The organism is Synechococcus sp. W55.1, from assembly GCF_047461655.1.
Classification (GTDB): Bacteria; Cyanobacteriota; Cyanobacteriia; order Thermostichales; family Thermostichaceae; genus Thermostichus.
The window spans coordinates 14023-27700 of the sequence record NZ_JANSHN010000024.1; the positions used below are offsets into that span (position 1 = coordinate 14023).

General features: G+C 57.9%; 11 protein-coding genes, 2 pseudogenes and 1 CRISPR repeat array (1 of these 14 cut by a window edge). Of the genes and pseudogenes, 4 read left to right on the forward strand and 9 right to left on the reverse strand.

Annotation, left to right across the window (positions count from 1 at the left end; genetic code table 11):
• Positions 1-28 precede the first annotated feature (28 nt).
• The gene (locus NW816_RS11480) at positions 29-478 is read left to right on the forward strand and encodes a tetratricopeptide repeat protein (protein ID WP_414409240.1); all 450 of its coding nucleotides are present in this window, start codon (positions 29-31) and stop codon (positions 476-478) included.
• 60 nt (positions 479-538) lie between these two features.
• On the opposite strand, the gene lipB is transcribed toward NW816_RS11480, so the two are convergent.
• Positions 539-1306 (reverse strand): lipoyl(octanoyl) transferase LipB, encoded by a 768-nt coding sequence (gene lipB, locus NW816_RS11485; RefSeq protein WP_414409241.1) that lies wholly within the window; start codon positions 1304-1306, stop codon positions 539-541.
• A gap of 34 nt (positions 1307-1340) precedes the next feature.
• On the reverse strand, positions 1341-1661 hold the full coding sequence (gene trxA, locus NW816_RS11490) for a thioredoxin (RefSeq protein ID WP_011433516.1): 321 nt from the start codon (positions 1659-1661) through the stop codon (positions 1341-1343).
• A gap of 226 nt (positions 1662-1887) precedes the next feature.
• On the opposite strand from trxA, the gene NW816_RS11495 reads away from it, so the two are divergent.
• Positions 1888-3147: a hypothetical protein gene (locus NW816_RS11495; protein ID WP_414409242.1), complete on the forward strand. Its 1260-nt coding sequence runs from the start codon at positions 1888-1890 to the stop codon at positions 3145-3147.
• Here NW816_RS11495 and NW816_RS11500 read toward each other — a convergent pair.
• The 5 genes and pseudogenes from NW816_RS11500 to NW816_RS11520 form a co-directional block, all read right to left on the reverse strand.
• The gene (locus NW816_RS11500; protein WP_414409258.1) at positions 3125-3739 is read right to left on the reverse strand and encodes a SulP family inorganic anion transporter; all 615 of its coding nucleotides are present in this window, start codon (positions 3737-3739) and stop codon (positions 3125-3127) included. The genes NW816_RS11495 and NW816_RS11500 overlap by 23 nt on opposite strands.
• Positions 3713-4938 (reverse strand): annotated as a pseudogene (locus NW816_RS11505) (SulP family inorganic anion transporter); the annotation flags it as partial. The pseudogene NW816_RS11505 and the gene NW816_RS11500, both read right to left, overlap by 27 nt.
• Positions 4935-5516, reverse strand: a pseudogene (locus NW816_RS11510) (rhodanese-like domain-containing protein). The pseudogenes NW816_RS11510 and NW816_RS11505, both read right to left, overlap by 4 nt.
• A gap of 56 nt (positions 5517-5572) precedes the next feature.
• Complete coding sequence (locus NW816_RS11515) at positions 5573-6055, reverse strand: DUF29 domain-containing protein (protein WP_414352140.1); 483 nt, start codon at positions 6053-6055, stop codon at positions 5573-5575.
• 116 nt (positions 6056-6171) lie between these two features.
• Complete coding sequence (locus NW816_RS11520) at positions 6172-6900, reverse strand: MBL fold metallo-hydrolase (RefSeq protein WP_414409243.1); 729 nt, start codon at positions 6898-6900, stop codon at positions 6172-6174.
• A 129-nt stretch (positions 6901-7029) separates the two neighbouring features.
• On the opposite strand from NW816_RS11520, the gene NW816_RS11525 reads away from it, so the two are divergent.
• Positions 7030-7410 (forward strand): ArsR/SmtB family transcription factor, encoded by a 381-nt coding sequence (locus NW816_RS11525; RefSeq protein ID WP_414381749.1) that lies wholly within the window; start codon positions 7030-7032, stop codon positions 7408-7410.
• A 48-nt stretch (positions 7411-7458) separates the two neighbouring features.
• Here the strand turns inward: NW816_RS11525 and NW816_RS11530 are convergent, their stop codons facing one another.
• A complete protein-coding gene (locus NW816_RS11530; protein WP_414409244.1) occupies positions 7459-8406 on the reverse strand; it encodes a UDP-glucuronic acid decarboxylase family protein in 948 nt (315 codons plus the stop codon).
• 23 nt (positions 8407-8429) lie between these two features.
• Positions 8430-9836: a UDP-glucose dehydrogenase family protein gene (locus NW816_RS11535; protein WP_414409245.1), complete on the reverse strand. Its 1407-nt coding sequence runs from the start codon at positions 9834-9836 to the stop codon at positions 8430-8432.
• A 135-nt stretch (positions 9837-9971) separates the two neighbouring features.
• Here NW816_RS11535 and NW816_RS11540 point away from each other — a divergent pair, with 135 nt between their 5' ends.
• Positions 9972-10877 carry a cation diffusion facilitator family transporter gene (locus NW816_RS11540; RefSeq protein ID WP_414409246.1) on the forward strand — a complete coding sequence of 302 codons (906 nt, stop codon included), beginning with the start codon at positions 9972-9974 and terminating at the stop codon, positions 10875-10877.
• Between the two features lie 271 nt (positions 10878-11148).
• Positions 11149-13678: a CRISPR direct-repeat array (repeat unit 36 nt; unit sequence GTTCCCCCTTCGGGGGGATTCCTAGAAATTGGAAAC) (it continues 425 nt past the right edge of the window).

Sequence of the window (13678 nt, forward strand, 5' to 3'; positions counted from 1 at the left end):
ATGGGGAAGGATAGCTCTGATAGGTTTCTTGGCAGCATTCCTCGCTCCTGCCCCTGCCATCTCTTTGCCTGCCTTCCCACCTCCTCCTGAGAAGACCTCGGCCCCAAACACCGCTTCCGAGTTCAACTGGCAGGGATCCCTCAAGTTGCTGCGGGGGGATCCCGTGGCTGCCCTGTCGGATCTGGATCGGGCGGTGCAGTTGGATCCCAGCTATGCTCCGGCCTATGTGAACCGCAGCTACGTCTACAACCAGTTGCGCCAGCCGGAAGAAGCTCTGGCCGATGCGGAGCGGGCCATTCAGTTGGATCCGCGAATTCCAGAAGCCTACTTCAGCCGCGGCGTGGCCCACCTGCAACTGGGGGATCGAGAAGCCGCCATGGCCGACTTTCGCCAGGCCTTGGCTCTCTTTTCCAAGAGCGGCAACTTTGCCAACCAGGCCATCCTGCAGCAACTGCTGCGCCAGTTGGGGGTGGAGTAGCCGCCCTTGGATTAAACCTAGGGCCACCTCGAAGTTGGGTAACCTGTCTGGTCTTTCCCCTCACTTGCGCTTAGGCGTCTGAGCGGTTGATTCTCCCAGCAACTTGTCAGAAAGCCGAGGCTCTCCCAACCACTCGGCCAGGGAAACTGCCTGAGCCTGCAGCCCAAAGACCTGACAGAACGACTCCACCAGCACCGGAGCTACGGCAGCCATCGTTACCTCCGGACAAAAGTGCACCAGGGATCCCACCGGGCGATCAGGGATCCCACAGGGCACGATGGCCTCGAAGGCAGCTAGATCCGGGCAGACATTCAAGGCAAAGCCATGGTAGGTCACCCAGCGGGAAACCTTGATGCCGATGGCCGCCACTTTGCGGCCCTGCACCCAAACTCCTGTCAAGCCAGGGATCCGCTCCCCCTGTAGGCCGAAGTGGGCCAAGGTCTGGATGACCACCTCTTCTAGCTGGCGCAGGTACCAGTGGAGATCCAGACGGTGGCGCCTGAGGTTGAGGATCGCATAACCAACCCACTGGCCTGGCCCGTGGTAAGTGACTTCGCCGCCGCGCTCCACCCGCAGGATTTCCGGCTCTTGTTCAGAAGGAGATTCCGGGTGGATAGCCGGGGATCCTATCGGCTGAGAAAGGCTCTTGAGAAACTTGGGATCGGCTCCTGCCCCCAAGGTGTAAACCGCAGGATGGGTGAGCAGCAGTAATCCGTCCGGCAACTGGGGATCCCGGATCATATGGGCCAGTCTTGCCTGCTGCCAAGCCCAGGCAGTGCGGTAGGGCACTTCACCCGGCAGGTGAACCTGCAGAAGCGGCAGTTGCACGGGGGATCCAGAAAAGTTCACCTAGCTTACAGGTTTAGTTAACCTGCGCCCGCAACCGCTCCAACAGGGCCCGCGGCTGCAACAGCCCCTCAATGCGGTCAATCGGCTTCCCATCTTTGAAGAGGATCAGCGTTGGCACCGCTTGAATGCCCCAGCGAGCAGCGATGGTTGGGTACTTTTCGGTGTCAACCTTCACAAAAGTAACCGCATCCCCCACCTGAGGTTTTACCTGCTCCAACACTTGCGCCATAACCTGACAAGGGCCGCACCAGGAAGCATAAAAATCCACCAGGATCGGGGTTTTGGATCCCTGAATCATGTCGGCAAAACTTTTGAATTGCTGTTTGTGCGCCATAGGAAACTCCCAGAGTGTTCTGAAAAGCCTGAAATGAAATCTATTTGTAAGCTAACTGTTTGAGACTAAAAATTAGGTAGGGATCCCGCTACGGCCTGCTTCGGTTTCCCGGTAGGATGGCTAGGGTTTGGGAGAAGAGCTAGAGCGTACCTGTAGTCTAGGGTGTTGTGGTGGACAAAGGGGCAGACTTTAGCAGGGTTTAAGGACTTGGAGGAGTGGGATCCCGATGGCAACAAGCAGCAGCATGGTGAATCGTGGCGTGTTGGCCACAGTGCTGGCCGGGGTAGGACTCAGCCTATGGGGGGCTTGGCGTTGGCTGTGGGATCCCTGGGGCTGGGCTCAGGTAGTGGCCGGGTTGCTGCTGAGTTTGGGCAGCTTGCTCTACTGGCTCAAGACCCGCCCCGCCGATCACCTGGTGGTGGAGCCCCAAGGCTGGCGCATCAGCCGCCACACCCCCGAGCACTGGGTCATTCAAGCGGAGTTTGTGGCTCGCAACCTCAACCCCCTTTTGGAAGTCACCTTGGCCCAGGTGCAGCCGCGACTGCATTTGCTCAGCGCTGGCTCCCCAGAAGGCATTGACACCCGCCTACGCCTGCGCTCTCGCCATCCGGATCTTCCCCCCCGGCAAGACAACTACTGGCAGGCTTACATCCTCACCCCCCAGAGCCAGACTGGCCTAGAAGTCGAGATCGAGCTGAAGGGGAAAGGGCTAGCGGATCTGCGCTCGGCCTGGCTCCAGCTGGACTACATCCAGTACGGGCGGCAGCGGCGCACCCTCAAGACCAGCCATCTCATCCTGCCGTTGCAGGAGGTGGAGCCCTTGCCAGAGCTGAACTGGCAGCAGCAGGGATCCCTCCTTTGGGCCGCCGTTCCCACCCATCTGCTGACCCCCAGCGATGACTTGGCCGAGGTGCTACGGCGGTATGTAGGCCCTCACATCCAGCCCGGCGATATGGTGGCCATCTCGGAAAGCGCCGTGGCTATTGTCCAGGGCAACTTCCGCCATCCCCTGCAGGTGCAGCCCGGCTGGCTGGCCCGCACCCTGTGCTACTTCTTCCCCTCCAAGACCAGTCTTTCAAGCTGCTACGGGATGCAGACTTTGATCGACTGCTCCGGGGCCTGGCGGGTGGTGTGGGCTTTTGTGGTGGGATCCCTGGCCAAGCTGCTGGGGATCCCGGGGGTCTTTTATGCCCTGGCGGGGGAGCAGGCCGATCTCATCGACGACGTTACTGGCACCCTGCCTCCCTATGACCAGTTCATCGTGCTGGGGCCGCGGGATCCGGCCAAGTTGGTGGGGGATCTGCATCGGCAGACGGGCTACGAAGTGGCCATCGTGGATGCCAACGATCTGGGGCAGGTCAAGATCCTGGCAGCCAGCCCCGGCGTAGAGCGGGAGCTGGTGGAGCAAGCCCTGGGCAAGAACCCCGCCGGCAATGCCGCTGAACAAACCCCCCTTGTGCTGATTAGGAAGATGACACCTGACTGAGGCTCTGCTGGGATCCGAGGGCTTGCATCGCCTGGTGAGTGGAGAGGAAGAAGCGCTCAGCGCCCACTTTCTCCACAAACCCAGCCTTTTGGAGGCGATCCATCACCGGCCCCTTCACCTCGGCCATGGCAAAGCCCACCCCTGCCTGCTGCAAACGTTCCACCAACTGGGTCAGCACTTCCAAAGCGCTGCCGTCGATGAAGTTGATGGCGCTGGCAACGAGCAGCACCTGCTCTACTTCTGGCCGCGCCGCCACCTCTCGCAGCAGATACTCCTGCAAGTAGGCCGCGTTGGCAAAAAACAGGCTCTCGTCCACCCGCACTGCCAAGATACGGGGATCGGTAATCACCTCATGGCGCTGCACGTTGCGGTAGTGCTCCGTACCGGGCACCTGACCCACGATGGCAATGTGAGGACGGCTAGCCCGCCAAAGAAAGAGCAGGATGGAGACTAACACCCCTATTCCGATCCCCTGCTCCACTCCGATCCCCAGCACACTGGCAAAGGTTACCAACCAAACCAGGGCATCGCCACGGTCGTAGCGCCAGCTTTGCAGCAGGGGGTGAAAATCCACCAGGGCCAGCACCGCCACCAGAACAATGGCCGCCAGGGTGGTCTGGGGCAAGAAGGTGAACAGTGGATCAGCCAGATGACCGTCAAAGCCACCAACAGGCCGGTGATTAGGGAGGCCAGGCCACTGTTGGCGCCTGCTTGAAAGTTCACCACCGACCGGCTGATGCCTCCCGTTACCGGATAGCCGCCACTGCAAGCTGCTGCCAAGTTGGCTGCCCCCAAAGCCACCAGATCCTGGTTGGGATCCACCTTCTGCCGCCGCTGGCTGGCCAAGGACTGCCCCACGGCATAGCTCTCCGTGAAGCCCACCAAGCTAATGGCCAAGGCGGTGGGCAGAAGCGCTGTCCACTGTCCCCAGCTCAACGGGGGAAAGCCCAAGGGGGGCAACCCGGAAGGAATGGAGCCAACAACAGATACCCCTGCCCTCTCCGAGAGGTTTAGGCCCCAGACCAACAGGCTGGTCACGAGCACAGCCGCTAGCGGTGCCCCCTTGGTCAAAATCAAGGCCCAACCTGGAGGCACACCCCAACGCCGCAGTTGGTGGGGCAACTTTCGCTGAGCGTACACCAGCAGGGATACGGCCAGCAGCCCTAGGCCAAAGGTTGCCCAGTTCACCTTGTCCAGGCTTTGCCACAGCCGCTGCACCAACAGCAAGAAGGACTCCGTATTGGCGATCTTGACCCCCAGGAGGTGGCGGAGCTGGCTGAAGCCGATGATCAAGGCCGCCGCGCTGCCAAAGGCAGTCACCACCGTGTGGCTTAAGAAATTGGCCAAAAACCCCAGCCGCAACAACCCCATGGCCCCCTGGACCAGACCCACCTCCAAGGCCAGCCCCAAAGCCAACTGTCCATACTCCGGGCTGCCCGGCAAGGACTCCGTCCCGCTGACGCGACCGGCCAGGGGCTCCAACCCCGCCGCCACCAACAGGGAGATGATGGCCACCGGCCCCACCGCCAGGGCACGGCTGGATCCCAGTAGCCCATAGACGATCACCGGCAAAATACTGGCGTACAAGCCCACTTGGGGGGGCAACCCGGCCAACAGGGCATAGGCCATGCTCTGGGGCACCAACAGAATGGCCACCACAAGGCCGGCGATCAGATCTCCCGGCAAATCTGATCGTTGATAGTGGAAGACCCAAAGGGACTCCTTAGCAAAGGGCAGGTACCGCGCCAGGATCCCTTGCCCCGAAGAGGAAGCAGAAGGGATCCCACTCATAGCGCCTGACCTCGGTTCCAGGGCATGCGAGCCAAGAGCAGAGCCATGCCACAGGTGTTGGTTACACCCGCAAACACCAGCCCAGCGCCCACAAAGCCACTCAGCAGCAGCCACCAGGGGTTGACAAAGGCCCCCAGAAGGGTTCCGGTGAGCACCAGGGATCCCGCCGCAATCTGCACCTGCCGCATGATGGAGATGGGAGCATTTTGGGTGCGGGTAACAGGCAGCTTAGCCGCTTTCCAAGCCTCGATCCCTCCCTTAAGGCTAATGACCTCCGGTCAGCCGCGGTCTAGCAACTGACAACCGGCGCGGATGGAGCGGCTGCCCATGCGGCAGTGCAACACCACCGGCTTCTCTGGCGTGGAAGCAGGCACTTTGGCCGGGTCAAAGGTAGATAGGGGCATGTTGATGGCCCCCGGGATCCGCTCATCGGCATATTCTCCCGGCTCCCGCACATCAATGAGCTGGACTCGCCCCTGATCCAGCCACTGTTTTAAGGTCAGGGCATCGATCTCCTTGAGACGGGGATCCCGTTCTTGCGAAGCGGAAGGGATAGGGTTTTGTTGGGTTACGGTCATGGTTGTCTCCTTGCTTCTAGCGTTGTCTAAAATGCAAAATGCAGCGATTTTTGGGATTAATCCCCCTCCTCAAGCAAATGACTGGGCTCACCGGGGTAAAACCGGCTATCCAGGATTTGCTCTGAGGAATAAGGGCAGGTTTTGGGGAAAATCTTTCTGGGCAGCTTGGTCTCCTCCAGGGCCAGCTTCAGCGCCCCCAAGTAAGACTTGGAGATGGCCTCTGGCAAATAGGGCTTGAGACTTGGGCTTTCTTCAAGAAGCTCCAGAACTTCCTGCCGCTGCAGCTGGAGGGTGAGGAGCCAGCTTGCGGATCTCCCCTCTGGCTGGTACTCCCACTTGAGGAGATGCCCAACCAAAACTGCAAGTCGGTTTCGCAGTTCCTGCCGCTGTTGCCTGCCCAACGATTCAATCTCCTCGACTAAATTGGGCAGATCCAGCTTCTCCCAGGCCCGATCCCGCAGAAATTGAGCTTGTTGCTGGATCCAAGCGTAGAAATCGCTCTCATAGAGACTTTCTCGATCCACGCTCAAACTCTCCATTTCTGGCAAGCCAATTGAGAGAAGGTTACCCAGAGCAGCGGGCTCTCACCATCGGAGTTTCACGTGAGCTCCCCAGCCGGCGGGGGCTTGCCCTGCACCTCACTGCCCAGAAGGAATTAAACCGCTGCTGCCACTTGGCCGCACTGCTCGTTGGCCGGCACCGCTTCCTGGATCTTCTTGGGCTGGGGCAGGTTGAGGCTGTTCATCAGGGCAATGAAGCTCTCACGGGAACGCAGGTTGCCCGTTTCCGGATCCACAAAGCGCGGGTTCCAGCGCTTCTCCTCGCCAATGGTGGAGACGGTGTGCCCGCGATAGTCGTGGCCAGGATAGACCAGCGTCTCATCGGGCAGCGTAAACAAGTGCTGGGTAACATGGTCGTACATCAGGCCGGGATCCCCGCTTTGGAAATCCGTGCGCCCACAGCCGCGGATCAGCAGGGCATCTCCGGTAAGGACGCGATCCCCATTCACGCGGTAGGTCATGTGGCTGTCGGTGTGGCCCAGGGTAGCGATGGCTTCAATGACGACGGATCCCACTTGCAGCGTTTCCCCATGACCGATGAAACGATCTGCACATTGAGCCTTGGCCTGTACTGGCACCACCCCTTGGCAACCGGTCAGTTCCCGCAGCTTCCCGGTTCCCGTGATGTGATCCGCGTGAACGTGGGTTTCCAGGCAGTACTTCAAGGTTAGACCCAATTCCCGAATCAGCTTCAAATCCCGCTCCACCTGCTCCAGCACTGGATCCACCAGGGCGGCCTCGCGAGTTGTCGGATCCGCGATTAAATCCGCGATTAAATAGGTGTAGGTGCTTGTTTCTGCGTCGAACAGTTGGCGAAATAGCATAGTGCCCTCCTGTCTGGTATCGAAAGCCCGACGTGAACTTGGACTTTCTAGGAACACTATATAACTATCTAGTGTTAAAATCAAGTTGCATGGACAGCGCAAGCAGGTTTGTTGATTGGGGAAAAGTCGGTGAGCAGAGCGGATGTGAATGAGTGTCGCACAATCCTGACGCCGCAGGTTCTCGACAGCGTGGCAGAGTACTTCAAGGTTTTGGCGGAACCCAACCGCCTGCAGATCCTGTGTCAGTTGCGCTCGGGGCCCAAGAACGTCACCCAAATCTTGGAAGCTACGGGTATGGGCCAGGCCAATGTTTCCAAGCACCTCAAGATCCTGACCCAGGCAGGGATCGTCAGCCGTCAGCCCAAGGGGGTGAGTGTTTATTACCAAATTGCGGATCCCATGTGCTTTGAGCTGTGTGAAATGGTATGTCGGCAGTTGGTGAGTCGGCTGCAACAGCAAGCCCGCCAACTGGAGCCGCTGGCAGCCATTCACCCAGGTCAACCGAGCTGAGGCGGAAAGGGTTCTCAAGTAGGTTGGGATTTCGCGAGCACCCGAAGGTTATTCCAGCCCCAGCCGCCGACGAAAGTAAGGGATGGTCTGTTGCAGCCCAACTTGCAGCGGGATCCGAGGCTCCCAACCCAAGAGGGCGCGGGCTTTGCCAATATCCGGCTGCCGTTGTCTGGGATCGTCCGTCGGCAGAGGCCGGTAAACGATGGGAGAAGGGCTGCCGGTGAGGGCGAGCACCTGCTGGGCCAGCTCCAGGATCGTGAACTCCTCTGGGTTGCCCAAGTTAAAGGGTCCGGGGTAGGGGCTGTTCATCAGCCGGATCAAGCCTTCCACCAGGTCGGAGATGTAGCAAAAGCTGCGGGTCTGGGATCCATCCCCATAGACCGTCAGGGGATCCCCGCGCAGGGCCTGGACGATAAAGTTGCTCACCACGCGGCCATCGTCCTCCCGCATGGCGGGGCCGTAGGTGTTGAAGATGCGGGCCACCCGGATCTCCGTCTGGTATTGCCGCTGCCAGTCGAAGGTGAGGGTTTCCGCCAAGCGCTTGGATTCGTCGTAGCAGGCCCGCGGGCCGATGGGGTTGACGTGGCCCCAGTAGTCTTCCGGTTGGGGATGCACTTGGGGATCCCCGTACACTTCTGAAGTCGAGGCCAGCAGGAACCTCGCTCCCGTTTTCTGGGCCAGTTGCAGCAGGTGGTAGGTGCCCCAGAGGCTGGTGCGGATGGTGCGGATGGGATCCGCTTGGTAGTGGGGGGGAGAAGCGGGGCAAGCCAGGTGGTAGATCTGCTGGATCCCAGCCTCTGCCAAAGCGGGCGGCAAGGGATCCGCCACGTCGTGCCAGATGAGCTGAAAGGCGGGGTTGTCCAGATGGGCCTGGACATTGAGCTGCCGGCCTGTGGAGCCATTGTCCAGGCAAATGACCCAGTGGCCTTCTTGCAGAAGGCGGGTTACCAAGTGGGATCCAATAAATCCCAGGCCACCTGTAACCAAGATTTTCATGAATTCCCCTTGTTTCTCAGCGCCTACCAGCCCACTCCGATGAGGGTTATGCCCGCCTGCTGCACCGCCTCCCGATCCAGACAGTTACGGCCATCGATGAGCAAGGGCCGCCGCATGAGCTCTGCAATCCGTCGGTAATCCAGTGACAAGAACTCCGGCCACTCCGTCACCAGCACCAGGGCATCGCAATCTTGGGCCAGGCGAAACACATCCGTTTCCACCACCACATGGGCCAACCCCTCCCGCATCCCTGAAGCGGACACAACGGGATCATACGCCTTCACCTTTGCCCCAAGGCGGTGGAGCTGCTCGATTAAGGTCAGGGAAGGGGCATCCCGCAGGTCGTCGGTGTGGGGTTTAAACGTGAGGCCCAAAAGGCCAACGGTTTTACCCTTGAGCACCTTGAGGGCCTGCTGCAGCTTTTCCACCAGGCGCTGCCGCTGTTCTCGGTTAACCTCCACCGTGGCCTGCAACAGCTTGGCCTCATAGCCATAGTCAGCAGCGGTTTGGATAAGAGCCGCCAGATCTTTGGGGAAGCAGCTTCCGCCCCACCCTATGCCAGCGTTGAGAAAGGCGCGGCCAATGCGCCTATCTAGGCCGATCCCTTCCGCCACCTGGGTGATGTCGGCGCCGGTGCGCTCACAGATGTTGGCCATTTCGTTGATGAAGCTAATCTTGGTGGCCAGGAAGGCGTTGGCGGCATACTTGATCATTTCGGCAGAAGCCAGGTCGGTCACCAGCAAAGGCACGGGATCCCCGCCCAGACCCTGCTGGCGACTGAGGATGGGTTTGTAAAGCTGCCGCATGATCTCAATGGCGTGGGGGCTGTTAGAGCCAATCACAATCCGATCCGGGTATAAGGTATCTTGGATGGCGCTGCCTTCCCGCAGAAACTCGGGGTTGCTCACCACGTCAAACTGCGGCGTCCAAGGGGAGAGCTCTAAGGTGAGAGATCTGGCCTCAGGATCCCTCCCCACTTCCCGGCTGCTCAGCCGCTGCTTGGCAGCTTCAGCGGCCCCGTCCAGAATGAGCATGCGCACCCAGTCGCCGGAGCCAATGGGCACGGTGGATTTGTTGACAATGACTCGGTAGCGCTCGTCCAGGTGCTGGCCAATTTCCCGCGCCACCGCTTCCACATAGCGCAGATCCGGCTCCCCGCTGGGCAGAGCGGGGGTGCCCACGGCAATAAACACCACCTCGCTGGCCCGGATCCCAAGGCCCAGATCGGTGCTAAAGTGCAGCCGACCCGCCGCAGTTCCCTCCCGCACCAGCTCTTCCAGGCCGGGCTCGTAGATGGGCAGGCGACCCCGCTGCAGCCCTTCAATCTTGGCGGGGTTGTTGTCCACACAGATAACGCTATTTCCTAGGTGAGCCAGGCAAGCCCCTGTTACCAGGCCCACATAGCCAGCGCCTACCACAGCAACGTGCATACTCAGAGTTCGCTCCCCAATCGGCGGCCACTTGACTAAGCCTTAGCAGCTTGCTTTTAGGGTACCCTCCCTTACCCCTATTGAGGTCGGTGACAGAATAAAGCAGGATATCTGTGGATCCCCGCCCGAGCTGCAGTGAGCTTTCTGGATTCTGCTGCCATAGCCAGCCGCCGTCAGCGCCAAGTGCAGAGGGTGCTGTACGTCACGCTAGGGCTAAATGTCCTGGTGTTTCTGATCAAGTTAATCCTGGGGCTGACGACGGGATCCCTAAGCCTAATTGCCGATGCCCTGCACAGCTCCACCGACAGCGCCAGCAACATTTTGGGCTTGGTGGCCATGCGCTTTTCTTCGCCAGAGCCCGATGCCGACCATCCCTACGGCCATCGCAAGTTTGAAGCCATTGGAGCGCTGGGGATCGCTGCCTTTTTGGGGATGGCCAGCCTGGAAATCTTGCGCACAGCCGTGGAGCGGTTTTGGGAGCCCCAGCCCCACCTGCAGATTGACGAGCTAACCTTGGGGGTGATGGTGGGGGTGTTGGGCATTAACGTCTTTGTTACCCTCTACGAGCACCGCTGGGGCAAAGCGCTATCCAGCTCGCTGCTGTTGGCCGATGCTCGCCATACCCTCAGCGACGTTGGGGTAACGCTGACGGTCTTGCTGGGGTTGGCCGGCGTGCATTACTGGGGGATCCCTTGGCTGGATCAAGCCCTGGCTTTGCCGGTGGCGCTGCTGGTGCTCCGAAGCGGCTGGGAAGTGCTGCAGGAGAATCTTCCCTACCTCACAGATCGGGTGGCGATCCCTGCCGAGGTCCTGCGGGATCTCATCCTGAGCGTGCCAGGCGTGCTTGACTGTCATGACATCACTTCCCGCGGGATCCCAGGGGAAATGGTCTTTATCGAGATGCACCTGGTGGTGGAGCCACAGGACATTGAGTCCGCCCACCACCTTACCGAGGAAGTTGAACGCCTCTTGCAGGAGCGCTACGGGCCAGCGCGGATCCTCATCCACCTGGAGCCTCGCTCCCATATCGAGCAACCCTAGCAGGAGCTCGCCACCTGCCAACAGATAGCCTAGCCAAACCTCAGGGATCCTGATGTTTCCAAAAGAACACCAAAACGGTATCAACGCCTCTGCGAGCGTCCCTCAAAATCTCGGAAAAGCCCATTCTTTCGTCGGATCCCTCGACGCCTTGTGCCACAAGGCTTTCCGGCCCCAAAACCCCCTCGCCGAAACTCTTTTTGCCCCCTTTTTTCCGGATCCCTCGCAAACGGGTCTTGCATCCCTTGCCCTGCTTGGCTTTAATAGGGGTGGAGTTCCCCCTTCGGGGGGATTCCTAGAAATTGGAAATAGTACATTGTTTTCCCGTCAACAGTCCGAACCACCAACTTGGTTCCCCCTTCGGGGGGATTCCTAGAAATTGGAAATAGAGGCAGGTTTCGTCATTCCCTGCCAAAATCGGAGTTTGACATGGAAGTTCCCCCTTCGGGGGGATTCCTAGAAATTGGAAATACCGAAAACCATTCGAGACAGATGGCACTCTTGCCGTTCCCCCTTCGGGGGGATTCCTAGAAATTGGAAACGGTAACGAGTTTACTACTATGTCTGGCACACGCCATTGATGTTCCCCCTTCGGGGGGATTCCTAGAAATTGGAAACAGAAAGTGACCGACACAAATCCGACACCTGCAGGGTAGGGTTCCCCCTTCGGGGGGATTCCTAGAAATTGGAAACCTTGATTGGGGGAGGTTAGATTAACGTAACGTGCAGTTCCCCCTTCGGGGGGATTCCTAGAAATTGGAAACTCCTAAACAAATGGAGTACGCCGTACTGGCATGTTCCCCCTTCGGGGGGATTCCTAGAAATTGGAAACTACCCAGGACTTCAAACCTGCAGTCGAGTATACCGGCCGTTCCCCCTTCGGGGGGATTCCTAGAAATTGGAAACCTGTCAACCAGTTTTCACCTGAAAATACCACAATCGAATAGAAGTTCCCCCTTCGGGGGGATTCCTAGAAATTGGAAACGTTAAAGACGTAGCAACGTCCTTGGAAGACTTCATAAACGTTCCCCCTTCGGGGGGATTCCTAGAAATTGGAAACTGATCTCATGAGGAAGCGTTCTCAGCAGAGATTCCCGTTCCCCCTTCGGGGGGATTCCTAGAAATTGGAAACGTTCTTTCTATCCCGTGAAGGGAGGTACAAAATGAAGTTCCCCCTTCGGGGGGATTCCTAGAAATTGGAAACAGGATATTAAACAGTTTACGCAATACATAACGCTAGATCCTGATAAGTTCCCCCTTCGGGGGGATTCCTAGAAATTGGAAACTGGCTGTTAACAACCCAGCCTTGGAAGCAAAAGCGAGTGTTCCCCCTTCGGGGGGATTCCTAGAAATTGGAAACATGCCCACTCGTTGTGCTGGATTGCGGAATATACATGTTCCCCCTTCGGGGGGATTCCTAGAAATTGGAAACTTGTCCGATGGACAACTTCAGCGCATTCTTAGTTGGGTTCCCCCTTCGGGGGGATTCCTAGAAATTGGAAACACCCATCCATCATTAGTGTAATACACCACCACATAGTAGTTCCCCCTTCGGGGGGATTCCTAGAAATTGGAAACGTGACCCCAACAACCTGGAACCGTCCGACACTCGGACTCCGTTCCCCCTTCGGGGGGATTCCTAGAAATTGGAAACTTTGTAGAAGTTCAGCCATTGTAAACATACATCCTCCCTTCTGTTCCCCCTTCGGGGGGATTCCTAGAAATTGGAAACATGGTTAAAGCCTCCCTTTACGGAGTAGAAACAACACGTTCCCCCTTCGGGGGGATTCCTAGAAATTGGAAACCCACTTTGAGACTGTTTCCCGCCGCGACAAAGAGACGTCGTTCCCCCTTCGGGGGGATTCCTAGAAATTGGAAACACTAGACAAAAGCCGACAATACGGCAGCCTTTTTATTGTTCCCCCTTCGGGGGGATTCCTAGAAATTGGAAACTTTCACCTGGGTGTTGTTTCTACCCTGATAAGGGAGGGTTGTATGTACAGTTCCCCCTTCGGGGGGATTCCTAGAAATTGGAAACTCCATAATTACCTCCCTTATCAGGGTAGAAACAACACCCGTTCCCCCTTCGGGGGGATTCCTAGAAATTGGAAACACCTTTGGCCTGAGCTTTGTCTAGCTTAGTTAGCAGGTTCCCCCTTCGGGGGGATTCCTAGAAATTGGAAACACCAGCCAGTCTTTCGGAACGTGCCGACGGGATCGGTTCCCCCTTCGGGGGGATTCCTAGAAATTGGAAACCGTAGCAATAAGACGACAGGCGTACAACTACCCTAAAAGTTCCCCCTTCGGGGGGATTCCTAGAAATTGGAAACTATCCATACGATCCAAACAAAAGCAGAAAAACCTTACTGTTCCCCCTTCGGGGGGATTCCTAGAAATTGGAAACACCTACTGGAGGGATCCATTGGACGTTAACGATCGTTCCCCCTTCGGGGGGATTCCTAGAAATTGGAAACACGCTTTTCGGCTTTCGGACAGAGTTCCCAGCGACTCACTAAGGTGTTCCCCCTTCGGGGGGATTCCTAGAAATTGGAAACACTTCGCCACTGGCGGTTCCTTCCTCTTTGATAAGGAAGTTCCCCCTTCGGGGGGATTCCTAGAAATTGGAAACTATTACTCAATTTAAGGGAGTATATGGGGTTTTTCTAAGGTTCCCCCTTCGGGGGGATTCCTAGAAATTGGAAACATTCTGAAGCGAATCATTATTGCCATAGAAATCTCCCCACCAAGTTCCCCCTTCGGGGGGATTCCTAGAAATTGGAAACAGTATTCGTCGTGATTTGTAA

Excerpts from the sequence above, each read along its gene's own strand:
- NW816_RS11535 (WP_414409245.1), bottom strand. The coding sequence starts at position 9,836 with ATGCACGTTGCTGTGGTAGGCGCTGGCTATGTGGGCCTGGTAACAGGG.
- NW816_RS11495 (WP_414409242.1), top strand. The coding sequence starts at position 1,888 with ATGGCAACAAGCAGCAGCATGGTGAATCGTGGCGTGTTGGCCACAGTG.
- NW816_RS11530 (WP_414409244.1), bottom strand. The coding sequence starts at position 8,406 with ATGAAAATCTTGGTTACAGGTGGCCTGGGATTTATTGGATCCCACTTG.
- NW816_RS11515 (WP_414352140.1), bottom strand. The coding sequence starts at position 6,055 with ATGGAGAGTTTGAGCGTGGATCGAGAAAGTCTCTATGAGAGCGATTTC.
- trxA (WP_011433516.1), bottom strand. The coding sequence starts at position 1,661 with ATGGCGCACAAACAGCAATTCAAAAGTTTTGCCGACATGATTCAGGGA.
- NW816_RS11520 (WP_414409243.1), bottom strand. The coding sequence starts at position 6,900 with ATGCTATTTCGCCAACTGTTCGACGCAGAAACAAGCACCTACACCTAT.